Raw genomic sequence first — 24,910 nt, 5'->3', positions numbered from 1 at the left:
CTGCGGCCCGGCCTGCCGCTCGCAGGCCAAGCACGGCGCTCGGCCTGCGGCCCGGCCTGCCGCTCGCAGGCCAAGCACGGCGCTCGGCCTGCGGCCCGGCCTGCCGCTCGCAGGCCAAGCACGGCGCCCGGCCCGCCGCTCGCACGGTTGGACCGGGCGAGCGGCGCGGGTCGTGGTTAGCCGCAGACGGCGCCTTGGGCGGCGGAGCCGACCAGCTTTGCGTACTTGGCCAGGACGCCGGTGCCCGTCGGCTCGGCGGGTGGGGTCCAGTCGGCTTCGCGTTTGGCTAGTTCGTCCGGGTCGATCAGCAGGTCCAGGGAACGCGCGGCCAGGTCGAGCTTGATCGGGTCGCCGTCGCGGACCAGTGCGATCGGGCCGCCGACTACGGACTCCGGCGCGACGTGGCCGGCGCACAGGCCGGTGGTGCCGCCGGAGAACCGGCCGTCGGTGAGTAGCAGGACGTCCTTGCCGAGGCCGGCGCCCTTGATGGCGCCCGTGACGGCGAGCATCTCCCGCATGCCGGGGCCGCCCTTCGGGCCCTCCTGCCGGATGACGAGTACGTCGCCCTTGCCCAGCGTGCCCTGTGCGATCGCGTCCATCGCGCCCTGCTCGCCGTCGAAGACGCGCGCGGTGCCCTCGAACACCTCGGCGTCGAAGCCGGCGCTCTTCACCACCGCGCCCTCGGGAGCGAGGGTGCCGCGCAGGATGGTCAGCCCGCCGGTGCGGTGGATCGGGTCGGACATGGCGTGGATGATCTTGCCGTCCGGGTCCGGCGGGCCGATCTCCGCGAGGTTCTCGGCGAGCGTACGGCCGGTGACCGTCAGACAGTCGCCGTGCAGCAGGCCGGCGTCGAGCAGCGCCTTCATCACCACCGGGACGCCGCCGATCCCGTCGATGTCGGTCATCACGTACCGGCCGAACGGCTTGACGTCGGCGAGATGCGGTGTGCGGTCGCCGATCCGGTTGAAGTCGTCCAGGGTGAGGTCGACCTGGGCCTCGTGCGCGATGGCGAGCAGGTGCAGCACGGCGTTGGTGGAGCCGCCGAGCGCCATCGCGACGGTGATGGCGTTCTCGAACGCCTCCTTGGTCATGATCTGGCGCGCGGTGATCCCGGCGTCCACCAGTGCGACGGCGGCCTTGCCGCTGCGCACTGCGTAGTCGTCGCGGCGGCGGTCGGGCGCAGGCGGCGCCGCGCTGCCGGTGAGCGACATGCCGAGCGCCTCGGCTGCGCTCGCCATGGTGTTGGCCGTGTACATGCCGCCGCACGCGCCCTCGCCCGGGCAGATCGCCTTCTCGATCTCCGTGAGCTCCTCGCGGGTGATCTTGCCGGCGAGGCAGGCGCCGACGCCCTCGAACGCGTCGATGATCGTGACGTCGCGGCCCTGGTACTTGCCCGGCAGGATGGAGCCTGCGTACAGGTACACCGACGCCAGGTCGAGACGGGCGGCGGCCATCAGCATGCCGGGCTCGGACTTGTCGCAGCCGGCGAGCAGTACGGTGCCGTCGAGCCGCTCGGCTTCGACCACCGTCTCGACGGAGTCGGCGATCACCTCGCGCGACACCAGCGAGTAGTGCATGCCGACGTGGCCCATGGAGATGCCATCGGAGACCGAGATGGTGCCGAACTCCAACGGGTAGCCGTCCGCGTCGCGCACCCCGTCCTTGGCCTTCTTGGCGAGGCGGTCAAGCGACAGGTTGCAGGGGGTGATCTCGTTCCACGACGACGCGACGCCGATCTGTGGCTTGCGCCAGTCGTCGTCGCCCATGCCGACCGCGCGGAGCATGCCGCGCGCCGCGGCGCGCTCGATGCCGTCGGTCACCTCGCTGCTGCGTGGCTTGTTGTGCTCGCGCGGTCCAGTATTCGAGACGTTCGTTGTCTGCTCGGTGCTCACCAGATCTCCCACCTCACGCAAGGTCCCGCCACAACCGGCGGTCGAATCCTGGTAAGACTCTGCCACTTTGCGAGACGGCGACCGCGCCCGGCCTACGGTGCACGGCACGCCCTAGTCGTACAGCCGGTCGTGCAGTCGGTCGGCCAACAGGGCGAGGTGCAGGCTGGCCGTGCCGTGCGCCGTCGCGAACGACAGGCCGGTGAGGTGTTCCGCCCTGGTCAGCCGGTAGCGCAGCGAGTTCCTGTGGACGTGCAGGCGCGCGGCGGCGGCGCCGGTGTCGCAGCCGGCGGCCAGCCACGTCGTCACCGCATCGAGCAGGTGTGGCTTGGCGCGCAGCGGGTCGAGGGCGGCGCGTATCTCCGGCAGCGTGCCGGCGGCGGCCGCGGTGACGAGCAGCCGTGCGGCCGGGTCGAGGTCGGCGGCGGACACCGTGTTGGTCAGCAGCGCCAGTTGCGCGCCCGCGACCGAACGGACGAGGTCGGTCAGGCTGTGCACGCGGTCGCCGACGCCGAACGCCCGGTCGAGCACGCGGGTCAGCTCCGCATGTGGTGCGACGACGAGCGCGACGGTGCAGTCGCCGCGGCGTAGCCGGAGGTGGGGGACGCCCGCGGTGTCCAGGCAGGCTCCCGCGTCGCCGGCGCCGTCCCACGCGACGGCGTACGCGCCGGCGGAGACGGCCACCCCCAATGTGCCGCCTCCGCGTCCAGGGTCGGGCCGCCGTCGCCGCGGAGGGCACGGCGCAGCAGCTCCGCACCCTGCTGCCTGGTCGCCGCGACGGCCCGCGCGTCGCGCCTGGCCAGCAGCTCGAGCAGCTGTACCGCACGCTTCACGAGCGGCGCGGCCAGCGGGGCCCGCGACGGTGCGGGCTCGCCCACCACGAGCGTGCGTTCCGGTACGCCCGGCACCGGGTAGGCCGCCCATGGCTCGTGCGTGACCTCGTCCGCATCGGCCAGCCGTACGTCGGCGTCCAGCACGTCGGCCAACCGGCGGACGACGGCCTGCTCAGGTCGCGCGGCGGCGAGCGCGTCGAGCAGGTGGTCCTCCATCGCGGCGACCCGGTGCAGCACGTAGACGTCGTCGTGCGCGGTGGCCCGGCCGAGGAACGAGACGATCTGGTGGAACGCCGTCGCGAGCGGTACCTCGAACACCGGGAACGCGCGGCGCCGTGCCTCGTCCACGAGCGCTTTCGGGACGCGTTTCGTCACGATGCCCGCCGCCCAGCCGAGGGCGGCCTGGCCGCCGGCGTCGAGGTCGGCGACCAGGCGGCGTTGTTCCTCCGGGCGGCCGCGCAGTCGCAGACCCGAGGTGAGCATCACCCAGTCCTGCGGCACCCATCGGGTAGGGGTGGGGATCTCGATCGAGTGCGCGCCGCGCACCGTACGGCTGGGCGCGGTGTCCGGGCCGGCCACCAGCCGCAGCCCGAGCTCCGGGTGGTCGAGCAGGTCGCCCAGGGTCAACTGCGTCTTGTTCACGTGCACAAGATATCCGCCCGCACAGACCGCTGAGTTCGTCATCCTGCCCATTCCCGCCGTCTCGCTGCGCTGCGACCGTAGGAGCATGAGCCAACAGCGGAAGCTTGTGACCGAGGTGCCAGGACCGCGCTCGCGTGAGCTGATGGCGCGCAGGAAGGGCGCCGTGGCCCAGGGCTACGGGCACGTCGCGCCGGTCTTCGTCGAGCGGGCCAGTGGCGCGGTCGTCGAGGACGTGGACGGGAACGCGTTCATCGACTTCAGCTCCGGCATCGCGGTCACCAGCGTCGGGCACGCAGCGCCGCGGGTGGTCGACGGCGTACGCGAGCAGGTCGGCAACCTCACCCACATCTGCTTCAACGTGGCGCCGTTCGAGGCGTACGTGCGGGTCTGCGAGGAGCTGAACAACCGCACCCCTGGCACGTACGAGAAGCGGTCGGCGCTGTTCAACTCCGGCGCCGAGGCCGTCGAGAACGCGGTGAAGATCGCGCGCAGGCACACCGGCAGGCAGGCCGTCGTGGTGTTCGACCACGCGTACCACGGGCGTACGAACCTGACCATGGCGCTGACCGCGAAGAACGTGCCGTACAAGGACGGGTTCGGCCCGTTCGCGCCCGAGGTGTACCGGGTGCCGATGTCGTACCCGTTCCGCGAGCCGGTGGAGATGAGCGGTGCGGAGGCGGCCGACCGTGCGCTGGCGATGGTGGAGAGCCAGATCGGTGGCGCGAACGTGGCGTGCGTGCTGGTCGAGCCGATCCAGGGCGAGGGCGGTTTCGTCGTGCCGGCGCCGGGTTTCCTCGGCCGGCTGCAGGAGTGGTGTGGCGCCAACGGTGCGCTGTTCGTGGCCGACGAGATCCAGACCGGCTTCTGCCGTACCGGCGACTGGTTCGCCTGCGAGCACGAGGGGATCGTGCCCGACCTGGTGACGCTGGCGAAGGGCATGGCCGGCGGGCTGCCGCTGGCCGGGGTCACCGGCCGCGCGGAGGTGATGGACGCCGTGCCGCCAGGCGGTCTCGGCGGCACGTACGCGGGCAACCCGGTGGCGTGCGCGGCCGCGCTCGGCGCGATCGAGACCATGGCCGCCGAGGACCTCGCCGGCCGGGCCAGGCACATCGGTGACGTCATGCTGAAGCGGCTTGGCGAGCTGCAGACACGGGACGGCTGCATAGGCGACGTACGTGGCCGCGGCGCGATGATGGCCGTGGAGCTGGTGCAGCCCGGCACCCGCACGCCGGCGGCCGAGCTGACGGCCGCGGTCTCGCGTGCCACCCAGGAACGCGGGCTGCTCACGCTGACCTGCGGCACGAACAACAACGTGCTGCGCTTCCTGCCGCCGCTCGTGCTCGACGACGCGCTGCTCGACGACGGCCTCACCGTCCTCGGCGAGGCGTTCGACGCGGTCGCGTAGGACGCCTACACCGGCAGCTGCCAGTTCCCGTCGGCTGCCCGGCCGACGGGGAGAACGTCGGTGACGGCGGCCACCGGCAACGCGCCGTAGAGGTGCGGGAAGTCCGGCAGCCCGGGTGCGGGCGGCTCATGCACGACGGGTGCGTCCAGTTGCTCCTGGTCGACGACCAGCGGCACCAGGTCGTCCGCGTCGGCGTAGAACGCGTCCGCGACGCCGCGCACCTGGTGCCGCAGCGCGCAGTGGATGAACCCGACCTCGGCGAGCGTCTGGCCGCGGGTGGAGATCTCGTAGCGCCCGGTCTCGCGCGCGACCGCCCAGTCGGAGCGGAACGCGAGGTGGAACAGCGGCTCGCTCATGGCATCAGGCTCGCGGCGACGGTGGCGCCGAGGTCCCAGCAGCTGTCCAGGTCCGCCGCCCCGACCTCGCCGACGACGCTCACCGGCTCGTGCACCGGCTGCCAGCCGAGCCCCTTGCCGATGCTCTCGATCGCACGGACGGCGCCGGTGGTATCGCTCGCGCCGTGCACGTACATCCCGTACGGCGCGTTCACCGTGGCGGTCAGGCACGGGTAGTAGATCTGGTCGAAGAAGTGCTTCAGCGCGCCGGACATGTAGCCGATGTTCGCCGGCGTGCCGAGCAGGAAGCCGTCGGCGGCGAGCACGTCCACCGCGGTGGCCGCGAGCGCGGGTTTGATGACCACGTCGACGCCTTCGATCTCGTCCGTGGTGGCGCCTTCGAGCGCCTTCTGGAACATCGAGTCGAGCGCAGGCGAGGCGGTGTGGTGCACGATCAACAGGGTCGGCATCCGGTCACGCCACTCCGCAGTAGCGCATGGCCGCCATCGCGAGCATGCCCGCGCTCGCGGTGAGCTCGGCCACCGGCACCTGCTCGCGCGGCGCGTGCGCGTAGCCGACGTCGCCGGGGCCGTAGTGCAGCGTGGGGATCCCCGCGGTCGCGTAGTGCCGCAGGTCGCTGCCGTACGGTGCGGCGCCCTCGGCCGGCAGCGGGTCGCCTGTGCTGTCGACGACAGCCCGTTGTACGAGCTCGAGCAGCGGGTGCCCGTGCGGCAGCTCGCCGCTGGCGAACTGGCCGCCGCTCCACTCGACGGTGACCGGGTGGTCGCGCAGCCACGGGTCCGCGGCGCTGACCTCGGCCAGGGTGTGCTCGAGCTCGGCGCGCGCCGTGGCCGGGTCCTCGCCGATGCCGATGCCGTACCTGCCGTCCGCGACGAGCAGGTCGGGCACGCTGCTCGCCCAGTCGCCGGCACGTACGGTGCCGAGCGACAGCGGGTAGGGCACCGGCAGGTCGGCCGTGCGCGGGTCGCGCAGGCGCGCGTTGCGGCGCTGCTGCAGGTCTTCGAGTGCGGCCAGCACCGGTATGAGCTTCTGCACCGCGCTGACCCCGTTGTACGCGACGCTGCCGTGCGCGGCGCTGCCGTCGATGCGCAGCCGGAAGGTGAGCGCGCCCGCGTTCGCCGTGACCACCTTGCCCGAGGTGGGTTCAGGGATGATGCAGACGTCGCCGGTGTGCCCGCGGCGCAGCGTGGCGAACGCGCCTAGCCCGCCGTCCTCCTCGCTGACCACGCTGTGCACCGCGACGTTGCCGCGCAGCCGGACGCCGGCGGCGTCGAGTGCCCGCAACGCCGCGAGGATCGCCACCACGCCGGCCTTCATGTCGCACGCGCCGCGCCCGTAGATGGTGCTCGCGTCGGCCGCGGCGTCGTACGGGTCGCCGCTCGGCCACTTCGCCAGGTCGCCAGGCGGTACGACGTCGACGTGCCCGCTCATCACGAGCGTCGGGCCGTCCGCCTGGCCGGTGGAGCTGCTGGCGAGGCCCCAGCCCTCGGTCCTTGGCGCCTCTTCACCGGGATAGTCGGTGTCGGTCCGCAGCGCCGGCAGGTCGAACTGCCACAGGTCGACGTCGTGGCCGAGCTCGGTGAGCTTCGTCGCGAGCAGGTGCTGTACCTCGCTCTCCACGTCGCTGCCGGTGACGCTCGGCAGCCGGATCAGCTCGCGCAGCTCGTCGACGGCGCGCGCGGTGTCGACGGCGGCCAGCACGGCGCGTTCGGTGTCGGTTGGCATGCCCGAAGTGTCGACCGGTCGTCGTCAGCGCGTCAAACGTTCAGCACTCGCCGGTCTCGCTGCGGGAGGTGAGGCAGAAGGCGTCGGCGAGCAGTTCGAGGGTGTACAACCTGCCGGACAGCCCGGACGCAGTCGGCAGCACCATGATCTCCGTGGCGCCGGTGCGGTCGGCGAGCGCCGTGATCGCCTGCTGTGCAGTGGCGGGGGTGCCCACGACCGCGTCGGCGCGCAGCTTCGCCACCAGCTCGCGTTCGGCGTCGGTCCACTCGTGGGCCGCCGCCTGGTCCGCGGTGAGGGCGGGCGTCAGCTTGCTGCCGAGGCGCATCTGCGCCATCCGCAGCAGGTGTGGCAGCGCGAGCCGTTCTGCCGTCTCCTGGGTGTCCGCCACCACGGCCGACGTGCAGATCATCAGCTCCGGCTTGGCCAGCTGCTCCGACGGCTTGAAGCTGTCCAGGTACAGCGCGGACGCGACGTCGGTGTTGCGTGCACTGAAGTGGTGGGCGAACGCGAACGGCAGTCCGAGCTCGGCGGCCAGCCGGGCACTGTAGTCGCTCGACCCGAGCAGCCACACCGGCGGCGCGGACGTCGGTAACGGTGTGGCCCGCAGCTCGAACGAGCCGTCCGGCGTGTGCAGCGGGCCGTCGAGCAGGCCGACGATCTGCTGCACGTGCTGCGGGAACGCCTCGACCGCCGCGCGGTCGCCGCTGCGCAGCGCGGTGGACGTCACCGGGTCGGTGCCAGGCGCACGGCCGATGCCGAGGTCGATGCGGTCGGGGTGCAGGGCCTCGAGCAGCGCGAACTGCTCCGCGACGACCAGCGGCGCGTGGTTCGGCAGCATCACGCCGCCTGAACCGACCCTGATCCGCTGGGTGGACGCAGCCAGGTGCGCGACCATGACGGCGGGCGCGGTGGCCGCGACGGCGGGCATGTTGTGGTGCTCGGCGATCCACAGCCGCTCGTAACCGAGCTGGTCGGCGGCCTGGGCGATGGCCTCGCCCGCGGCGACGGCGGTACGCGTGGTGTCCGGGGTGCTCAGCGGCAGCAGCTCGAGTACGGAGAGTCGAAGCGTCACGTTGGGAGCAACACCGCGCCGGGGCACGGTGTTCCGTGGCAACCGTCACGCTCCGTCCGGGACGGCGACCGTCACCCCGCGTCGCTCAGCCGCGTCGGCTGGTCGGTTGCGCCGACCGTGGCCAGGTACCACTCGTGGAAGCCGAGCACGATGTGCTCGGCCGGCACCAGCACCCCGGCGTATGCACTCGACTGCATGCCGAGGTGGCAGCGTTCGCACGCGTCGAAGTCCTGCCGGTTGGTGAGGTCGAGCAGCGCGATGGCGTCGTCGGGGTCGAAGCCGGGATTCGCCGCCTCCGCCGGGTCGAACAGCCAGTCGACGACGATCCGGGTGTGGCCGACGTCCACCGGTTCCAGCCGGAAGAACGCCACGTGGTCGGGCACCAGGATGACGAACGCGTTCGGCCGCAGGATGATGCCGTAGAACAGCCGGTCGTCCTCGGGTAGCAGGCCGGGCAGCGGCGGTCGGGTCGCGCGGCCGGAGAGCGAGAAGCCGTCGACGGAGCCGGCCAGCGTCGCCCCCTGGCTGTCGCCGCTGATCGAGCCGTAGCCGGAGCGGAACGCCGGGAGCGCGGCGGTGAGCTCGGGGTGGATCCACGTGCAGTGGTAGCACTCCATGAAGTTCTCGACGACGGACTTCCAGTTGCTCGCCACGTCGTACGTGATCGTCCGCGCGACGGTCAGCGAGCCGATGTCGTACCGGTCGAACGTCGTGGGGTCGAGCCGGGCGGCCAGCTGTGGGAGCGTCTGGTCGCGCAGCGGCCCGGCGGCGGTGTCGAGGTTGATCCAGACGTACCCGAGCCACTCCTCGACCTGCACCCGGTGCAGCCCGTAGTCGTCCTTCACCAGGTCGGGCATGTCGTGGATGTTCGGGGCGGCGACCAGCCGGCCGTCCAGGCCGTACGTCCACGAGTGGTACATACACCTGATCCGCTTGCCGAACGACCCGCTCGGCTCCAGGCACAGCGCGGCGCCGCGGTGCCTGCAGAGGTTGCGGAACGCGTTCAGCGCACCGTCGCGGCTGCGCACGACGAAGACGCTCTCGGTGCCCGCGGTGGTACGGACGAAGTCGCCGGGATCTGGGAGCTGGTCCGCCCGTGCCACGCACAGCCAGGACCGCTCGAAGATCCGCCGCCGGTCGACGTCCAGCCAGCGCGGCTCGGTGTAGTAGCTGCCTGGCAGTGCGGGCAGCAGGCTGGGGCCCTGTGGTGCGTTGAGCATCTCGGTCATCGACGGCTCCGAGAGAGACTTAGTTTCGCAGAACAGAACAAGCGCGCTCTGCGGAACACAGTGCGGGTACGCGTCGGCCGGTGTCAACGCCCATGGCGCTCATCGCACCGGGCCCGGTCAGCCGGGCTTGGGTACCCCGTTGAGGTGCGAGATCTCGGTGGCGCCTGCGGCCACCGCGGCGGCCAGGTCAGGCAGTATCTCCGGGGTGAGCCGGAACGTCGGGCCGGACACGACCAACGCGGCGACGACGTCGCCGGCGAACGCGCGGATCGGTGCGGCGACCGCGACCAGGCCCACCTCGTGCTCCTCGACGCTGGTCGCGTAGCCCAGGTCGCGCACGGCCACCAGCTGGTCGCGCAGCGCGGTCGCGTCGGTGGTGGTGTGCTCGGTGTACGCGACCAGCTCGAGCGTGTCGAGGTGCGACTCTGGCAGGTGGGCGAGGAACACCTTGCCGGCTGCCGTCGCGTGCATCGGGGTGCGTTGGCCCACCCAGTTGACCGTGGTGACGGCGGCCGACCCGATGATCTGGTCGATGCTGATCACCGCGAGCCCGTCGTGGATCGCGATGTTCACCGTCTCGCCGAGCTGGTCGGCGAGCTGCTGGCAGACCGGGCGCGACAGCACCGACAGGTCGTACCCGCGGGTGGCGGCCGCGGCCAGCTGCACGACGCCGTACGCCAGCCGGTACGCCCCGCCGTCGGCGACCCGCTCCACCATGCCGCGCGCCTCGAGGGTGCCGAGCAGCCGGAACGCGGTCGACTTGTGTACGTCCACGGCAGCGGCGATGTCGGTCAGCGAGAGCTCGCCGCGCTGCGCGATCACCTGCAGGATCGACAGCGCCCGATCCACCGATCGCACGCCGGTGTCACGTCCGGCCCGGCCCGTTGGCATGCGGGATACCCTAGGTCACCGGCCATTGGTTGACTGAGTCAATGAAATGAGTCAAGGAGGGTGATGGTGGTGCCAGCGACGGGCACGGTCGACTCGGTCCGTGCCTTCAACCGCTTCTACACGCGGGTCATCGGCGTGCTGGCCGACGGGCTCAACCAGACGCCGTACAGCCTCACCGAGGCGCGGGTGCTGTATGACCTCGGCCTGCACGACGAGCTGGACGTGGTGGAGCTGCGTCACCAGCTCGACATCGACGCCGGCTACCTCACCCGCATCCTCAACCGGCTCGGCGAACGGGGCCTGCTCGTCCGCCGCAGGTCCGCGGCGGACGGCCGGCGGCAGGTGGTGGCGCTGACCGACGCCGGGCGCGACGAGCGCCGGCTGCTCGACGCCCGTTCCAACGACGACGTCACCGCACTGCTCAACCGGCTCAGCGACGCCGAGCAGCGCCGCCTCGTGCATGCGATGGACACCGTGCACGGGCTGCTCGACGAGGCGGAGCGCGAGGCCGCGCCCGCCGTGCAGCTGCGCGACGCGGGCCCAGGCGACCTCGGCTGGGTGGTGGAGCGCAACGGCGCCGTGTACGCGGAGGAGTTCGGCTGGGACCACAGCTACGAGGCGCTGGTGGCGAAGATCGTCGCCGACTTCGCACATCAGCACGCCCCGGCCAGGGAGCGGGTGTGGATCGCCGAGGCCGACGGTGTGCGGGTGGGCTGCGTGTTCTGTGTACGCGGCGACGACGACGCCACGGCGAAGCTGCGCCTGCTGCTCGTCGAGCCGAGCGCGCGGGGGCTCGGCGTGGGGAAGCGGCTGGTGGAGGCGTGCGTAGAGTTCGCGAGGTCGGTCGGGTACCAGCGCATGGTGCTGTGGACCAACAGCGTGCTCGTCGCGGCCCGCGCCATCTACCGGCAGGTCGGGTTCGAGCTGACCGACAGCGCGCCGCACCACAGCTTCGGCAAGGACCTGGTCGGCGAGACCTGGACCCTCGACCTCACCTGCGGACGGTCGGCCGGGGCGCGGTCTGCTGCGGTGGTTGCCAGCCCGCGACGCTGAAGACCGCACGTACGGTCATGTCCGCGGTGAGCAGGCCGGCGGCCGCGAACGCCAGGTTGCGGGCCAACACCGCCGGCCGCGACGAACGGTGCGACAGCTGCAGCAGTCGGCGGGAGCGCTTGACGATCGCCGCGGTACGCGGCCGGCGCGCCGCCGTGTACGCCGCGAGGGCGTCGGGCATCCGGTCGCCGGTGGCGACGTGGTACGCGAGCACGGCGGCGTCCTCGATGGCCTGGCACGCGCCCTGGCCCATGTTCGGCGTCATCGCGTGCGCGGCGTCGCCGAGGAGTGCCACCCGGCCGGAGTGGAACGCTGACATCGGCGCCGGCAGGTCGTAGACGTCGTTGCGCAGCACGTGCTCAGCCCGTGCGGACTCGAGCAGCTGCGGGATCGGGGCGTGCCAGCCGGCGAACCGCTGCCGCAGGTGCTCCGCCTCGTCGTCGGCGTGCTCGCCGGCCTGTGCGTACGCCATCGCGTACAGGTAGTGCTCGCCGCGGGTCAGCGGCATCAGGCCGAACACGGCGCCAGGACCCCAGGTCTCGGCCGGTTCGATGGTGACGGTGTCCGGCAGGATGAGCCGCCAGCTGGTGCAACCACTGTACGTCGGCCCTGGGTGTGCGGGGTGCAGGGTGCGGCGGCCGAGCGAGCGGATGCCGTCGGCGCACACCACCAGGTCGGCGTCGAGCGTCTCGCTCTCCGTCGTCACCCGCGCCCGCCGCTCGGCGTCCCCTGCGGTCACCGACTGGACCGCGGTGTCTAGCGTCAGGGCGCCGGCCGGCAGCAGGGAGTGCAGGATCTCGACCAGGTCGCTGCGCCGTGCGATCACCAACGGCAGGCCGAGCTGCCGCTCGAACGCGGCGGCGCTCGTCTTGGCCAGCCAGCGCCCTTCGTGTCCGCGGATGCCGCCGTCGCCCTGGAACGCGGCGAGGTCGCGTACCGCCTCGCCGGCGCCGAGCAGGTCGAGCACCCGCAGCGCGTTCGGCGCGACCGCGAGGCCCGCGCCCACCTGCTCAAGCGCCGGTGCCCGCTCGAACACCCGCACCGTCCAGCCCTGCTGGCCGAGGGCCGCCGCGGCGGTCAGACCGCCGATGCCGGCACCCACCACGATCGCGCGCCTGTCCATGGCCGCCTCCTCTACATCCGTAGAGGACTCTACACCTGTAGAGCCGGACGCGCTATGCTGCCCAGGTGTCGGCTACGTCTCGTCCGGACCGCATCGGTGACGCCGCGCTCGCGCTGCTGACCGAGCGCGGCGCGCGCGGCCTCACCCACCGCGCCGTCGACGAACGCGCGGAGCTGCCGCCCGGCTCCACGTCGTACTACGCCAGGTCGCGGTCGGCGTTGCTCGAGCTGGCGCTGACCCGGGCGTCCGCGCTTGAGACGGCGAACGCCGTGACAGCCGCCGACGGTGCGCAGCCGGACGACCCGGTCGTGTTAGCCAACCAGGTCGGTGACCTGCTGCACCAGCTGGTCACCGACAGCCGTGCGCACACCATCGCCAGGTACGAGCTCGCCCTCGAGGCCACCCGCAGGCCCGAGCTGCGTGCGGTCTACGACGGGATGGGTGGGAGGTTCGAGGAGGCGGCCACGGAGGTGCTGGCGCGGCTCGGCTCGCCGGCGCCGAAGCGGCACGGCCAGCTGCTGCTCGCCTGGTGCGAGGGGGTGCTGTTCCGGTCGACCGCGGGCCCGGACACCGCCGCCGTGCCGACCAGGCGGGAGCTGCGCGCGACCGCCCGCGACCTGATCGCGTCGATGCTCGCCTGACCTGCGACGACGGCAAAGTGCTAACCGATTTCAGATCCGCGGGTGGGGTTGTGTAAGCTCGTGGCCTGCGCCCCCTTAGCTCAGTCGGCAGAGCGTCTCCATGGTAAGTATCCAGCTCGAATCGGTGTGCTGACCTGCGAAAACGCAGTTCACGATTGACCGCTGTGCGCGCAATTAGACGCTCAAACTTCCGCTTTCTCACTCCGCAGGTATGTGACCGGGATCACGTCGTTGTATCTCGCTGTCTGGACGGCGCAACACGGTCTTGCGTGCCTTCAACCAGGCGTGAACGACGAACCGCCCGGAGTAGGTGGTGAGACTCCGGGCGGTTCGTGGACTCGTGTGTCAGCGCGTCTTCCGGGCCGCCACGGCCCGCTTGGCAAGACGGAGCATGTACGCACGCTTCGCGTGCTCGGCGCGTTGCCGCCGTTCGTCCGGTGGCAGGGTGCCGTTGGGGTCGACCTCTCGTTCGAAACGTTGTAGGAACTTCTCCCGCGCAGGTCTGGTTCGTGCACTTCGATCATCGGTACGGCTCCATGAGATCTCGGCCGCTATACGTCGGTTGACATCCTTCGCTCCTATCGACGTCACCTCCCTTCGCTCAACCGGTAGACGTTGGTGTGGCTCAGCCGCTACGTGCTGGTTGTGCCCTTGACGCTGTGGCGGAGTCCTCGCCAGAGGTCGGGGGCGATGACGGCGGCGCCGACGGCGCAGCCGAGCGCGGCTGCCAGCCACGGCGAGGCCAGCCACCCGAGCGTCGCCTTGACGGCGTTCTTGACGAGCGCGATGCCAATGCCGTAGCCGGTGGCGACGCACACTCCGGCCAGCAGGGTGCGCCGTTGCACCCAGTGCTGGATCTCGTCGTGGCTGTCGATGATTGCCGCGCCGATGCGGTGGAAGAGCCCAAGCCGCTCGGCGAGCCGTCCGCGTTGGCGTTTGGCCCAGAACCCGATCGTGAACACCAATGCGGCGCCGATGACGGTAGCGGCGTCATCGATATGACCGGCGAGGTTCAATCCCCACCCGGCAAGGCCGAGCGCGCCGAACGCCAAGACGACGCCGAGCAGCCGCCACAGCGGCGTCGTGTGCAACACCGCCCCGGCCGCATGGCCGCCCGGTTCCGCGTGCTTCACGGCATCGGCGCCATGAGATTCGACGCCAGCCGGTGCCAGTGGCGCTGCTGGTGCAGATGGAGCCGGTGTCGGCCGTGCGGTCGGTCCCGGTGGCATCTTGCGCCGGGCGAGGCTGGTCTCCCGGACTGCACGACGTCGTGGGATGCTCTCGGTGCGCCACGGCACTTTCCGTTCGCCGAGCTGCTCGTGACCAGACGGCTTCTCACCGTGTGGCTGGTCCGGTCCTGGCTGGTCCTGTCCCGGTTCCTGCTGGTCGTTGTCGCTCATGGGACACCCCCGTTCGTGGTGGATTCCTGGTCTGCTCCCTTGCCTGCTGCGGTCTGGTTCTCGCGGTCGTCGTGACGCTCGGGTGTGGTCGTGGTGATCGACTCCTCTCGCCGGATGTTGATTACGGTGCGTGATCGTGCACGTGGACGTGCATTCGTCTACGTCTGCTCCATACGCGCAGGCGTGGGCAGGGTTTGCACGTACACGTGCACGAAGATCGGTCACCGAGCGTCGTCGTCATCGCCTGGACCGCCGTTGCCATGGGAGCCCCGGTTGACCGTGTGGTCGGCGGTGTCTGGCTCGCTGGCGGTGGGCGGCAGGTGGGGTTCGGTGGCGCGCCATTTGCCGCGGGTGACTTGGCGGACGCGTCCAGCGTGGACGTGTTCGCGTAACCGGAGGTAGACCCAGCGACGGCTCATCCCGGTGCCGACGACGAGGTCGCCGACGGAGGCGCCGGCTTCGGGGCCGCCGCGCAGGAGCGCCCACAGCGTCGTCTCCGGCGTCACTACCCCCACCCGGCCCACCGGCATGGACGATGCCGTGTTCGCGCCGCTGCGACGCTCCTGACGGCTCGCCTTCCCGTCCGTCGTTGGTTCGTGGACGGGTGGAGAGGCGAAGCTGGGCAGGAGGGGGCGGCGGGCACTGTGCCGCGCGGCGACCTGACCCACCTGGGCGTCGGTGAGGAGGTAGCCGCGTGCCCGACGGGGCGTGCCATGTTCCGGTGCGGACAGCAGGAACGTCCCGGGTTTGTCGAGCCGGTGCGGGTGCCATCCGGCGCCGAGCATGCCTTGGCCGAGGATGAGGTCGGTGTCCTTCTGCTCGCGTACCCGCAGGGCAATCCGGACGTCCATTTGCGAGCGCACCGCGCCACGTCCCATCGCCTGCTGCGTCGGCCGCTGGGTCGCCACCACGAGAGTGACGGCGGGTCCGCGTCCGCGGCGGGCGATCGAGTCGGCGTAGCGGTGCGCGGCGTCCGGGAGTTCGGCGTACTCGTCGATGACGATCACCAACGCCGGCGCGGTCGGCGTCGGCGCCCAGGTGCGTTCCCCGGCGGTGGCGAGCGCACCGGCGCGCCCGTCCAACTCCGCCACCGCACTTTGCAGCAGTGCAGTGGCGGCGTCGGGGTTGGTGGCCAGATGTGGCAGGCAGGATGTCCAGGGGCCGAGTTCCATGCCGGCCTTGAGGTCGATGCCCCACACCACCACGTCCGGGCACCCGGTCATTGCCGCGAGGACGACGTTGACGACGCCGGACTTGCCCGCGCCCGTGGTGCCGCCGATGAGGACGTGGCGACGCAGCAGTGACACGTGCACGGTGGTGGCGTCTTCGAACACTCCGAGCGGGACGGGCCGGGTGATCGAGGGGACGACGGCGTCTTGCCCGGGTTCGGAGGGTCGGGTGGGGTCCGGCCAGTCGATCGGCGCCGCGTGCGGGTCGCGCTCGACCACGCGGACGAGCGCCTGCCCCGCGTGCTCATGGACGGGTTCGACGCGGACCGCGCCGCGGCGAGTGCCCAGCCCGGACTCGATCGCGGGCATCTGGTTGGCGGCTGTCTCGTAGGTGTGGCCCTTGCGGAGCACGAGGCGGAGCACGTAGCCCCACAGGTTCGGATCGCCAGAGGTCGCCTTGGAGTCGGGCAATCCGACCTTCTCCGCGATGTCCGGCCACGCTGCGATCGTTCGGTCCAGCCGTGCCCGGGACCGGCGGCGGCGATGGGTCCACCACGGGATCGCCGCGACGACGCCCGCGATGAATCCGATCCACGAGAGCGGATAGGTGAGGGGTCCCCACCAGATCGCGGCCGCCAGCCAGCCCCCGACGACGGTGGTGACGAGGACGGCGTAGCTGCGCTCGACGGCGCGGTCGAACACCGGACCCACGGTCATCCGCCGCGTCCACCGCGCCGGTACGAGCGCCAGTCCGGCTCCAACGACGACGGTCGCCACGGCCAGCCACGGCGCCCAGGACGGGTGGGCGTGGTGCAGCCAGGCAGCGGTGACCAGCTCGACCAGGGCGAGGGTGAAGGGGGCGAGTTCGGAGCGGTACCGGAACGCGAGCTTGGCGACGAAGACGAGCGCCTGCCCGGGTTCGCGGTCGTCACCGAGTACCAGCAGGGGGGTCGCCTCGCCGCGACGGTAGCGGCGGCGTGCGTTGGCAAGGTGTCGTCGGCTACTCATCGGCATCCCCCCTCACCGCGCTCGACGGCAGAAGGACGTACGCGCGTGTACGGGGTGCGCTCGGGTAGCTCGTCGCGCAGGAACATCAACGGGTCAGCCTCGCCGTCATCGGCGGCGCTCAACGCGGCGTAGATGGCGGCGAGCAGGTTCGCGCAATGGAGCCGGCACGTGGCCAGCTCGCGGCGGAGCCGAGTGACCTCGGTAGCCGCTCGCCGCTGCGGCGACGGCGGGAGCGCAAGCGGACGGGCAGGGACGGGGTCGTGCGTGGGGTCGCGCGGGGTCTGGGTCAAGGACTGATCACCTTCCTTCGGTCGGGGACAGGGCTCGTGGTGCTCAGGCGCATCACCTCGCTCGTGGACAGCAGGACTTCGGGTCAGGTCGGTCAAGCGATCACCTCATTCCGGTTGACAGCAGGGACAGCGGCAGTGGTGCGGTGGGACGCCATCAGGGGATCTCCTTTCGTGGTTGCGGGTCGTGGGACAGCGGTGATGGTGGGTTCAGGGCGTGTGGCAGGACAACGCGCGCCCTGAACCCACCGGGTCGGGCGGCTAGTTGGGGAACAGGGCGAGTAGGTCAACCACGACGCGGCGGACGGTGGGTGCGATCGGGCTGGCGGCGAGGAAGAACCCGGCGAGGACGCAGATGACGGCGTGCCAGGTCTTCAACCCGGCCCACCGCACCAGGACCACGACGGCGACGGCGAACAACACGGCGGCGGACAGTGCGATCTCCAGAGGGGATCACTTCCAATCACGGCTCGGGGACAACGGACGGGCGGGACTCGTGGCCGAGGACGGTGTCAGTTCTCGGTCAGCTCGTCGTACGGGTCGTCGTGGCGGGACTTGCGCCGTTGCCACCGGGCCCGTGCCGCGCACTTGCGGCACGTCACCCGGCCAGTCTCGGCGGTCCCGCCGCAGTCGCGGCAGCGCGGACCCAGTCCGCTGGGCTCGATATGCAGGACCTCACCTCCCTTCGGTACACTCACAGTCAACAGACTCACCCCGTTACTTATTCCAATGAGTCACGGTGTGAGTATACACACACTGGACAGGATTGGAGGAAAGCACTTATAGTAATGAGTGACTGACAGACTCCGTGCTACCAGAAGGCTCGGACAGTGACCACAGACAGTGACCGGCACGAAGGAGACAAGACGTGCCCAGACACACACCCCGTAAGCGGGAGACCATCAAGTACCGTGACGTCGCCGACGAACTCCGCCGCCAGATCACCGAGGGCGTCCTGCCCGCCGGGTCCATCCTGCCGAGCGAGTCCGAGGTCATCGCCGAGTTCGACGTGTCCCGATCCACCGCACGTAACGCGATCAACCAGCTCCGCGCCGAGGGACTGATCACCGTCCAGCACGGGCGCGGCGCGTTCGTCCGCCGCGCCGACCGCGCCCGCCACACCCACACCCGCGCCCTATACGGCACCAGGAACCAGGTCGCGAACACGGCTGACCCGATCGGCGACCCTGCCTGGCGGGACGTGGAGGAGTCGGCGCACTACCGCACCAACGCGACTGCGCCCCTGGCTCTCGCGCTTGGCGTCGCCGAGCACACGCCCGTCTTCCTCGCCGACCGGCTCCTGGAAGGACCTCTCAGGCAACGCGTCGCCTACCGGCTCTACGTCCCGATCACCACCGCCGCTGAGTGCCCGCCGCTGGAGAAGAACCCCTTCCTCGACCCCGTCGACCTCTACACCGCACTCACCGACACGTTCGGCTCACTGACCTGGACCGAGTACGTGCAGACCCGTATCCCCACCCCGGACGACACTGGCGCGCTGCGCGCCAGCGACAACGCCCCTCTCCTGATCACCCGGCGGGTTACCACCGACAACCACGGCCGGATCCTCGCCATGGAAGAAACCCGACACGCCGGCGAGGACACCCAACTCGCCTACCCCATGACACCCACCAAGCGCGCACGCACCTGACGCCGCTCGCAGCACCCGACCCCAGCCCGCAGAGCAAGACGAGAGGAACCGGGAGTGAACTCCATCGATGACCTCCAGACCAGGGCCAACGCCGCCGCTGATGCCCTGGACGGCCCCGACGCCGCGGTTGCCGAACTCGCCCAAGAGAACACCAGCCTCGCCCAGACCTTCGCCGCCCTGAGCCAGGAACACGCCGCGCAGATCCTCAGCGATGCGGACAGCCTGCTCGCCACCATTCGCGAACACCTAGCCAAGGCCCGCACCGCGCTCGAGGAATACGTCGCCGCCTGCGAACAGGCTAAAGGCGGCGCTGGTTGACTGCCGCGCCAAGCGGTCCCGCCAGCAACCGGACAGACGACGCCCGCGACGCTCGACCTGCCGGCAGTTCCCTCAACAGCCGCGCAACGGCCCAGACCTGCCCGGTATGGCGAGGCGGCCATCCGTGACGCCGTGGCCGACTACAGCGTCAGTGGCGACCACCTCAATGCCCTGCTCCGTGATGACGAGCTGGACGACGACTCCCCACTGCGGTCCTCCATGGTCGGCCCCCTCGACCAGCTCACCCGGCACCGGCTGTCCACGCCGTTGGACGTGGTCCGTGGCGTCGACTACGACGCGCTCCCGCCCGACATCGACCCAGGCGATGTGTCCCGCCTCCGTGGTGAGGTACTGGAGGACCCGGGGTTCATGTCCGCCACAGTTCGGGATGTTCCGCCGGGGAAGTTCCGTGACCGACCCGTCTACCTCCGCATCCACCTCTCACCCGGCACCTGCGGGGCGCGGCTCGACCGGTACGGCAGCGAGTTCGCTGCCGAACGCGAGGTGCTGCTGGCGCGGGGTACCAGCATGATGGTGCGCGAGGTGTACCGTGACAATGACCGATGGATCCTGAACTGTGAGGTGCTGCCGGATGAGTAGGGCTCTCGACCACCCGGTCAGGCTGCGCCACACCGGCCGGTACTGCCCGGACTGCCGAGCAGGCGTCGACCACGACCAGCACCGCATCACAGCGGTACCTGAGTCAGGTATGCCGCCCAACGGTGAATACGCCCCCGAACACGAGCCTGAGCATCACCGCGAAGGCACGCGCAGGTAGGCCTGACCACCCTCTTCGTCTACGGCATGGGGTATCGGATTAGCTCCTCCTGAACGTGTCCGACGCGGAAGGGTGTCGTACGGACGTGTCGTGCGTGCTTGGGCTGAGTGGTGGCGGCGGCACGAGAGGCGCGCCGCCGCCACCTGTGGGTGTCATGGCGGCACGGGCGGTGGTCCGGCGCCGCCGAGGAAGTCCGTCTCATAGATCGCGCCCAGCACCTCGACCACGGCCCGCTGCAAGACCTTGTCCTCCAGCGTGGCGACGGAGGCGGCATAGTGCCGCGTCGTCCAGTCCCGATTTGGGCTTTGTCGTTGTCACCCATCCGTTCCACCCGTTGACGGGGCAGCGGCTGCAGGTTCTCTACGTCAAGCGGCGGGCGGCGGACTCGGTGTTCGTGTGCTCGGGTGGGGTGTCGGGGTCGATCACGCTGCCGCGGGGGTGGACCGACCGCGGTGAGTCGCCGCGGTCGCAGCGGCTGTCCGCCGAGGGGCTGGCCGAGTTGGGCGCGGTGACACGCGCGATCCAGGGTCGTTGATTGCGGTGACTGGCCACGTCATCATCTTGTGTGGTGATTACACACAAGAAGGATCTGTCGGAGGTGTCGACGCGGGCACTGCGGGCGCGGCGGCATCGACTGGCGGCGCGGCTGGGCGATGTCGAGCGGGTGCTGACCGGGTCGCTGGTGGAGCAGACCCGCCGCTGCGGCCGGGCGGGTTGCCGCTGTGCCGACGGCGAACCGCACGGCCCGTACACCTACTTCGTCCCGCGAACCCGGGGGCGGGGGCGGCTGCGCTATGTGCCCTCGAGTCTGGTCGCGGCGGTGCGGGCGTGGCTGGCGACCGGCGAGCAGGCCGAGGCGGTGCTGGCGGAGATCTCAGCGATCAACGCCGAACTGCTGGCCAGACGGGAACTGAGGTAGCCGATGGGCACCGCCGCGCCGTCTGCCGTGGTGACCGGGGATGTGCGGTCCGAGCAGGTGGCGGTGCTGGCGAACATGACGATGGCGGCGCTGGAGGGCGGCAGTGATGAACGGCGAAGCGAAGGTCACCAGCTCGCACCGCGACCGGCTCGCGGCTGTCTATCTGCGGCAGTCGTCGATGGCGCAGGTGCGCGAGCACACCGAGTCCACCACCCGCCAGTACGGCCTGGCCGACGAGGCGGTCCGGCTCGGCTGGGCCCGCCAGGACGTGGTGGTGATCGACACCGACCTGGGCATCTCCGGCCGGTGGGGCGTGGCCCGGGAGGGCTTCACCGAGCTGGTGAGCAGGGTGTGCTCCGGCGAGGTGGGGGCGATCTTCGGGATCGAGATCTCCCGGCTGGCCCGCTCCAACGCCGAGGTGGCCAGGTTGCTGGAGTTCGCCGCGATCACCGACACCCTGTTGATCGATGCCGACGGCGTCTACGATCCGCGGGATGTCAACGACCGGATGCTGCTGGGGATGAAGAGCACCATCGGAGAGGTGGAACTGCATGTGATGGCGCAGCGGCTGCAGGCCAGCAAGCGGGCCGCGGCCGGCCGGGGCGAGCTGCGCACCCCGTTGCCGGTGGGGTATGTGCACGACGAGGCAGGCGAGGTCGTCATCGACCCCGATGCCGAGGTCCAGGCCGCGATCCGTGACCTGTTCGCCGCCTTCGCCGCGTGCGGCTCGGCCTACGGTGTGGTCGCCGCGTTCGCCGGCCGGCGGTTCCCGCTGCGCGCCTACGGCGGCGCCTGGGCCGGGCAGTTGCGGTGGGGCAGGCTCACCCATGCCCGCGTCCTGGGAGTGCTGAAGAACCCGTGCTACGCCAGGGCGTACGTGCACGGCCGGTACGCCTCCCGCCGCACCGTCGACCCCGATGGCACTGTGCACACCGGACTCGTCGAGCGGCCCCGAGCCGAGTGGCCGGTGCTGATCACAGACCACCACGAGGGCTACATCGGCTGGGCCGACTACCTGGCCAACGAAGCCAAGCTGGCCGCCAACCGCACCAACGCCGGGGCGCGGCCTGCGCGGGAGGGATCCGCGCTGTGTCAGGGCATCATCGCCTGCGGGTCCTGCGGCAAGCCGATGCGCACCAACTACCACAGCAACGCCCGGCCCGCCTATGAGTGCAGCCGCCGCGCCGACCGGGCCACCACACCAACCTGCCGGTCCATCGCGGCGTCCACAGTCGATGACGCGGTGGCCGGGCGGCTACTCGACGCGCTGAACCCGACCGAGGTCGCGCTTGCGTTGGCCGCGGCCGACGAGGTCGCCGACCGGCACCAGCGGGTCAGCCGCGCCGCCGAGCTCGCCGTGGAACGTGCCCGCTACGAGGCCGATCGCGCCGAACGCGCCTTCGCCGCAGTGGAGCCGGAAAACCGGCTGGTGGCGCGCAGCCTGGAGAGCCGATGGGAAGCCAAACTTGCCGGGCTGGGCGAAGCCGAGCAAGCACTGCAGGCAGCTCGCGACACGCTGCCGCCGCTGCCGAGCCACGCGGAGTTGGAGAAACTGGCCGCCGACCTGCCCGCGCTCTGGCACGCGCCGACCACCAGCAACAAGGATCGGAAACGCTTGCTGCGCACGCTGATCGCCGACGTCACCGTGCTTCCCGAACCCGACCGTGGCAAGGCGCGGATCGGGATCCGCTGGCGCACCGGCACATGCGAAGAACTGCAGGTCACGCGAGCCGTCCACCCCGGAACGGCCAAGCGCAGTCCCTCCCCGGCGATCCAGATGGTCACCCGACTCGGTCCCACCACGCCCACCAGCGAACTCGCGGACAAGCTCAACGCCGCCGGCCTGACCACCGGCCACGGACACCCGTTCGACGTCAAGGCCGTCCAGTGGATCCGGCATGCCTACAACATCCCGGCGCCCAAGCCGTACGCCGACGGCGAGATCAGCGTCGCCGAAGCCGCCGAACGGCTGGGCTGCAGCACCGGCGTCGTCTACTACTGGATCAAGACCAAACAGCTCGACACGCACCGCGGAACCGGCAACCGGCTCTGCATCCCCTGGACCGACGACGTCGAGGCGACACATGCCGCCAACGCATCACCGAATCCGGGCACCTCAACCCCGCAGCCCGCCGCGGCGAACCCCGGCGACGACGCTGAGCAACCCAGCGAATGTCGGCGCCACCCGCCACCATGGTGCGCATCCGGTCTCGGCCGCCAGCACAATTCCATACCCGAGGCGAGCATTCCGACACGCGATTGCAGGAGGGGCAGTATGAAGTATTCGTCGCGATTCCCAGGTAGCGGACTTTGCCGCCCGCCTTGGGGATCGCTCGCCGCCGGACCGGCAGAGGACGGAACGTACGGGCCTTGAGATCAGCCCGTAGCTCCGTGAGGAACTCCTCCACCCCGCGCACGGCCTCGATGTAGTGGGCGGTCTCGCCGTCCACTCCGGCCGTGCGAGCCCCTTTGTTACCCCGCACCCGAACCCACGCGACCAACAGGAACGCGGGATCGGTGACGAGATTGAACAGATCATCGAAGAGAAATTGTCAAGACCTAATGATTCCTGAACGGTCCGGTTCGGCCGTGGATGTCTGGTCAAGACTCGGGCCGGTGAGTCCTCTTCACAGGCGGACGGCATGACCGGGTCGGATCGCTCGCTAGTGGTGTGTCTGTGAATTGGTGTGGTAGGTTCAGTTATGCCGATTCGTGCCGCGGAAGCGTTGCCGGTGACCGCGCAGCAGCGTGTGGAGTTGTCCCGGATGGCCGCGTCGACGGTGTTGCCGCATCGCCGGGTGGTCCAGGCGCGGGCGTTGTTGTGGGCCGCCGACGGGACCGCGAACGAGGAGATCGCGCGCCGGTCCGGGGTGGACTCGGACACGGTGCGGCGGTGGCGGAAACGGTTCGCGCAGACCGGTGTGGACGGGGTCGGGGTGATCGCCAGGGGCCGTGGCCGTAAGTCCTCGTTGCCGCCGGGCACGGTCGAGCAGGTGCTGCGGCTGACCCGGGAGGAGACGCCGCCGGGTGGGGCAACGCAGTGGACTACTCGGACGATGGCGGTGCGGGTCGGTGTCGGCAAGGACACGGTCGCGCGGATCTGGGCCGACCACAACCTCAAGCCGTGGCAGGTGGACACGTTCAAACTCAGCAACGACCCGCGGTTCGAGGAGAAGCTCGTCGATGTCGTGGGCGTGTACCTGAACCCGCCGGCTCGCGCAGTGGTGTTCAGTTTCGACGAGAAGACCCAGTGCCAGGCATTGGATCGGACCCAGCCGTCGCTGCCGATGAAGCCGGGCCGGGCCAAGACAATGACCCATGACTACAAGCGGCACGGCACCATCGACCTGTTCGCGGCGATGAACCTGGCCACCGGCCAGGTGCTGACCGAGCTCCGCAACGGCCACAGCGCCGCCGAGGTGTTGCGGTTCTTCAAACAGATCGACAAGAGTGTCCCGCGAGGGCTGGGAGTCCACGTGATTCTGGACAACCTCTCCGCGCACTCCGCGCCGGAGATCAACACGTGGCTGGCGCACAAGGACCGTCGTCGCTGGCATCTGCACTTCATCCCTACGTCGAGCTCGTGGCTGAACTTGATCGAGCGCTGGTTCAAAGAACTCACCGACAAGCGGCTGCGTCGCGGCGCGTTTACCAGCGTCGCCGACCTCGTCGAGGCCATCACCGTCTGGGCCGAGCACTGGAACAGCGACCCCAAGCCCTTCATCTGGAAGGCCACCGCCGAAGACATCATCGCCAAGGTCCAACGCGGACGCGCCGCCCTCCGCCAGATCAAAACGCAGACGGACCACTAGTCCCGGTGTCGCGCTGAGCTGGTCAGCGAGCAGGTTGTTGTGCAGGGCCAGCTGCGGTGCGGACATCGGTGGTGGCTCGGGCACGTCGGCCATGCCAGAGAACATCGCGGTGTTACACGCCTCGGGTAAGACCGGCGAGCACGGCGTGTCCGGGGCCATCGACGCGACCTGCTGATGCAGGTTGGTGATCGTGGTTCGAGCCCGCCTGGACGGAACACGCCTCGCTACTGGGGAGCCGTCGAGCTCTTGTGCATAGACCGGGACCGTGCGGGTTGCTGGGATCGCGAACGGCTCATCGGAGGGTAGGCCATCGAGCCTCGTCATTAGGGCGCCGCGCGTTCTCGCGAGGGTCTCTGACCAGCAGAGACAACCGACCGGATGGAGGCAAGCGCGTGACAGTGTTCTGTGGGATCGACTGGGCGGAACATCACGTGCGCCACGAGGTGTCTGAAGTCGAGCGGAGGTGAGAGACCTTTGCCTCCTGGTCGTCGCAGCGGCCGGGTGTAGCTGAGGGCAGCCTGATCCGGGAGTCGCCGGGGAGGGTGGGAGCAGCCCTGACAACGCCGGGACGTGTCGGCACTGCCAGACGACGCGGGTCCGGTTAGCGAGACGGGAAGGTGTACGCGAGAAACCAGTGACCGACGCCCCTTAACGGCCCACCAGCTCAAATCTGGCGGATATGGGCTGGGCGCGGTGCGCACTCGCCGCT

General features: G+C 70.5%; 25 protein-coding genes and 1 pseudogene. 10 read left to right on the top strand and 16 right to left on the bottom strand.

Annotated elements, in window-relative coordinates; all coding sequences use genetic code 11:
• Positions 1-176: 176 nt before the first annotated feature.
• The 3 genes from ilvD to GEV07_25205 form a co-directional block, all read right to left on the bottom strand.
• A complete protein-coding gene (gene ilvD / locus GEV07_25215; GenBank protein ID MQA05872.1) occupies positions 177-1,892 on the bottom strand; it encodes a dihydroxy-acid dehydratase in 1,716 nt (571 codons plus the stop codon).
• A 111-nt stretch (positions 1,893-2,003) separates the two neighbouring features.
• Complete coding sequence (locus GEV07_25210; GenBank protein MQA05871.1) at positions 2,004-2,573, bottom strand: hypothetical protein; 570 nt, start codon at positions 2,571-2,573, stop codon at positions 2,004-2,006.
• Positions 2,426-3,451: a hypothetical protein gene (locus GEV07_25205; protein MQA05870.1), complete on the bottom strand. Its 1,026-nt coding sequence runs from the start codon at positions 3,449-3,451 to the stop codon at positions 2,426-2,428. Before GEV07_25205 ends, GEV07_25210 begins: the two co-directional genes overlap by 148 nt.
• Here GEV07_25205 and gabT point away from each other — a divergent pair.
• Positions 3,450-4,769 (top strand): 4-aminobutyrate--2-oxoglutarate transaminase, encoded by a 1,320-nt coding sequence (gene gabT, locus GEV07_25200; protein ID MQA05869.1) that lies wholly within the window; start codon positions 3,450-3,452, stop codon positions 4,767-4,769. The two genes, GEV07_25205 and gabT, sit on opposite strands and share 2 nt — an antisense overlap.
• 5 nt (positions 4,770-4,774) lie before the next feature.
• Here the strand turns inward: gabT and GEV07_25195 are convergent, their stop codons facing one another.
• From GEV07_25195 to GEV07_25170, 6 genes are all read right to left on the bottom strand, one after another.
• Positions 4,775-5,125 (bottom strand): DUF952 domain-containing protein, encoded by a 351-nt coding sequence (locus GEV07_25195; protein MQA05868.1) that lies wholly within the window; start codon positions 5,123-5,125, stop codon positions 4,775-4,777.
• Entirely contained in the window at positions 5,122-5,574 is a 453-nt protein-coding gene (locus GEV07_25190) for a flavodoxin (GenBank protein MQA05867.1), read from the bottom strand. Before GEV07_25190 ends, GEV07_25195 begins: the two co-directional genes overlap by 4 nt.
• Before the next feature lie 4 nt (positions 5,575-5,578).
• Positions 5,579-6,850, bottom strand: a complete 1,272-nt coding sequence (locus GEV07_25185) for an ArgE/DapE family deacylase (GenBank protein ID MQA05866.1) — start codon at positions 6,848-6,850, stop codon at positions 5,579-5,581.
• Positions 6,851-6,890: 40 nt separating this feature from the next.
• Positions 6,891-7,922 carry an MsnO8 family LLM class oxidoreductase gene (locus GEV07_25180; GenBank protein ID MQA05865.1) on the bottom strand — a complete coding sequence of 344 codons (1,032 nt, stop codon included), beginning with the start codon at positions 7,920-7,922 and terminating at the stop codon, positions 6,891-6,893.
• A 71-nt stretch (positions 7,923-7,993) separates the two neighbouring features.
• Positions 7,994-9,142, bottom strand: coding sequence for a Rieske 2Fe-2S domain-containing protein (locus GEV07_25175; protein MQA05864.1), 1,149 nt, complete (start codon positions 9,140-9,142; stop codon positions 7,994-7,996).
• A gap of 126 nt (positions 9,143-9,268) precedes the next feature.
• Positions 9,269-10,009, bottom strand: coding sequence for a helix-turn-helix domain-containing protein (locus GEV07_25170; protein MQA05863.1), 741 nt, complete (start codon positions 10,007-10,009; stop codon positions 9,269-9,271).
• 96 nt (positions 10,010-10,105) lie between these two features.
• Here GEV07_25170 and GEV07_25165 point away from each other — a divergent pair, with 96 nt between their 5' ends.
• Positions 10,106-11,095: a GNAT family N-acetyltransferase gene (locus tag GEV07_25165; protein ID MQA05862.1), complete on the top strand. Its 990-nt coding sequence runs from the start codon at positions 10,106-10,108 to the stop codon at positions 11,093-11,095.
• On the opposite strand, the gene GEV07_25160 is transcribed toward GEV07_25165, so the two are convergent.
• Positions 11,034-12,218, bottom strand: coding sequence for an NAD(P)-binding protein (locus GEV07_25160; protein MQA05861.1), 1,185 nt, complete (start codon positions 12,216-12,218; stop codon positions 11,034-11,036). The two genes, GEV07_25165 and GEV07_25160, sit on opposite strands and share 62 nt — an antisense overlap.
• 65 nt (positions 12,219-12,283) lie before the next feature.
• Here GEV07_25160 and GEV07_25155 point away from each other — a divergent pair, with 65 nt between their 5' ends.
• The gene (locus GEV07_25155) at positions 12,284-12,859 is read left to right on the top strand and encodes a TetR family transcriptional regulator (protein MQA05860.1); all 576 of its coding nucleotides are present in this window, start codon (positions 12,284-12,286) and stop codon (positions 12,857-12,859) included.
• Positions 12,860-13,204: 345 nt separating this feature from the next.
• Here GEV07_25155 and GEV07_25150 read toward each other — a convergent pair whose 3' ends face one another.
• The 5 genes from GEV07_25150 to GEV07_25130 all read right to left on the bottom strand — a co-directional run bounded on the left by GEV07_25150 (position 13,205) and on the right by GEV07_25130 (position 17,170).
• Positions 13,205-13,441, bottom strand: a complete 237-nt coding sequence (locus GEV07_25150; protein MQA05859.1) for a hypothetical protein — start codon at positions 13,439-13,441, stop codon at positions 13,205-13,207.
• 50 nt (positions 13,442-13,491) lie between these two features.
• Positions 13,492-14,259, bottom strand: coding sequence for a hypothetical protein (locus GEV07_25145; protein ID MQA05858.1), 768 nt, complete (start codon positions 14,257-14,259; stop codon positions 13,492-13,494).
• Between the two features lie 221 nt (positions 14,260-14,480).
• Positions 14,481-16,436, bottom strand: coding sequence for a cell division protein FtsK (locus tag GEV07_25140; protein MQA05857.1), 1,956 nt, complete (start codon positions 16,434-16,436; stop codon positions 14,481-14,483).
• Positions 16,433-16,726, bottom strand: coding sequence for a hypothetical protein (locus tag GEV07_25135; protein MQA05856.1), 294 nt, complete (start codon positions 16,724-16,726; stop codon positions 16,433-16,435). Before GEV07_25135 ends, GEV07_25140 begins: the two co-directional genes overlap by 4 nt.
• 258 nt (positions 16,727-16,984) lie before the next feature.
• Complete coding sequence (locus GEV07_25130) at positions 16,985-17,170, bottom strand: hypothetical protein (protein MQA05855.1); 186 nt, start codon at positions 17,168-17,170, stop codon at positions 16,985-16,987.
• Between the two features lie 421 nt (positions 17,171-17,591).
• On the opposite strand from GEV07_25130, the gene GEV07_25125 reads away from it, so the two are divergent.
• The 6 genes from GEV07_25125 to GEV07_25100 all read left to right on the top strand — a co-directional run bounded on the left by GEV07_25125 (position 17,592) and on the right by GEV07_25100 (position 22,763).
• The gene (locus tag GEV07_25125; protein ID MQA05854.1) at positions 17,592-18,374 is read left to right on the top strand and encodes a GntR family transcriptional regulator; all 783 of its coding nucleotides are present in this window, start codon (positions 17,592-17,594) and stop codon (positions 18,372-18,374) included.
• A 54-nt stretch (positions 18,375-18,428) separates the two neighbouring features.
• Positions 18,429-18,692, top strand: coding sequence for a hypothetical protein (locus tag GEV07_25120; GenBank protein ID MQA05853.1), 264 nt, complete (start codon positions 18,429-18,431; stop codon positions 18,690-18,692).
• Positions 18,693-19,292: a hypothetical protein gene (locus GEV07_25115; GenBank protein MQA05852.1), complete on the top strand. Its 600-nt coding sequence runs from the start codon at positions 18,693-18,695 to the stop codon at positions 19,290-19,292.
• Positions 19,293-19,768: 476 nt separating this feature from the next.
• Positions 19,769-20,005: a hypothetical protein gene (locus GEV07_25110; protein MQA05851.1), complete on the top strand. Its 237-nt coding sequence runs from the start codon at positions 19,769-19,771 to the stop codon at positions 20,003-20,005.
• A gap of 33 nt (positions 20,006-20,038) precedes the next feature.
• Entirely contained in the window at positions 20,039-20,389 is a 351-nt protein-coding gene (locus GEV07_25105; protein ID MQA05850.1) for a hypothetical protein, read from the top strand.
• A gap of 106 nt (positions 20,390-20,495) precedes the next feature.
• On the top strand, positions 20,496-22,763 hold the full coding sequence (locus GEV07_25100) for a recombinase (GenBank protein MQA05849.1): 2,268 nt from the start codon (positions 20,496-20,498) through the stop codon (positions 22,761-22,763).
• Here GEV07_25100 and GEV07_25095 read toward each other — a convergent pair.
• A pseudogene (locus tag GEV07_25095) lies at positions 22,675-22,923 on the bottom strand (group II intron reverse transcriptase/maturase). The gene GEV07_25100 and the pseudogene GEV07_25095 sit on opposite strands and share 89 nt — an antisense overlap.
• A gap of 168 nt (positions 22,924-23,091) precedes the next feature.
• On the opposite strand from GEV07_25095, the gene GEV07_25090 reads away from it, so the two are divergent.
• Positions 23,092-24,201, top strand: a complete 1,110-nt coding sequence (locus GEV07_25090) for an IS630 family transposase (protein MQA05848.1) — start codon at positions 23,092-23,094, stop codon at positions 24,199-24,201.
• The last annotated feature ends 709 nt before the right edge of the window (positions 24,202-24,910 follow it).

The organism is Streptosporangiales bacterium, assembly GCA_009379825.1.
Taxonomy (GTDB): domain Bacteria; phylum Actinomycetota; class Actinomycetes; order Streptosporangiales; family WHST01; genus WHST01.
The sequence above is the reverse complement of the archived record's forward strand: the minus strand, read 5'-3'. Positions and strand labels throughout refer to the sequence as shown.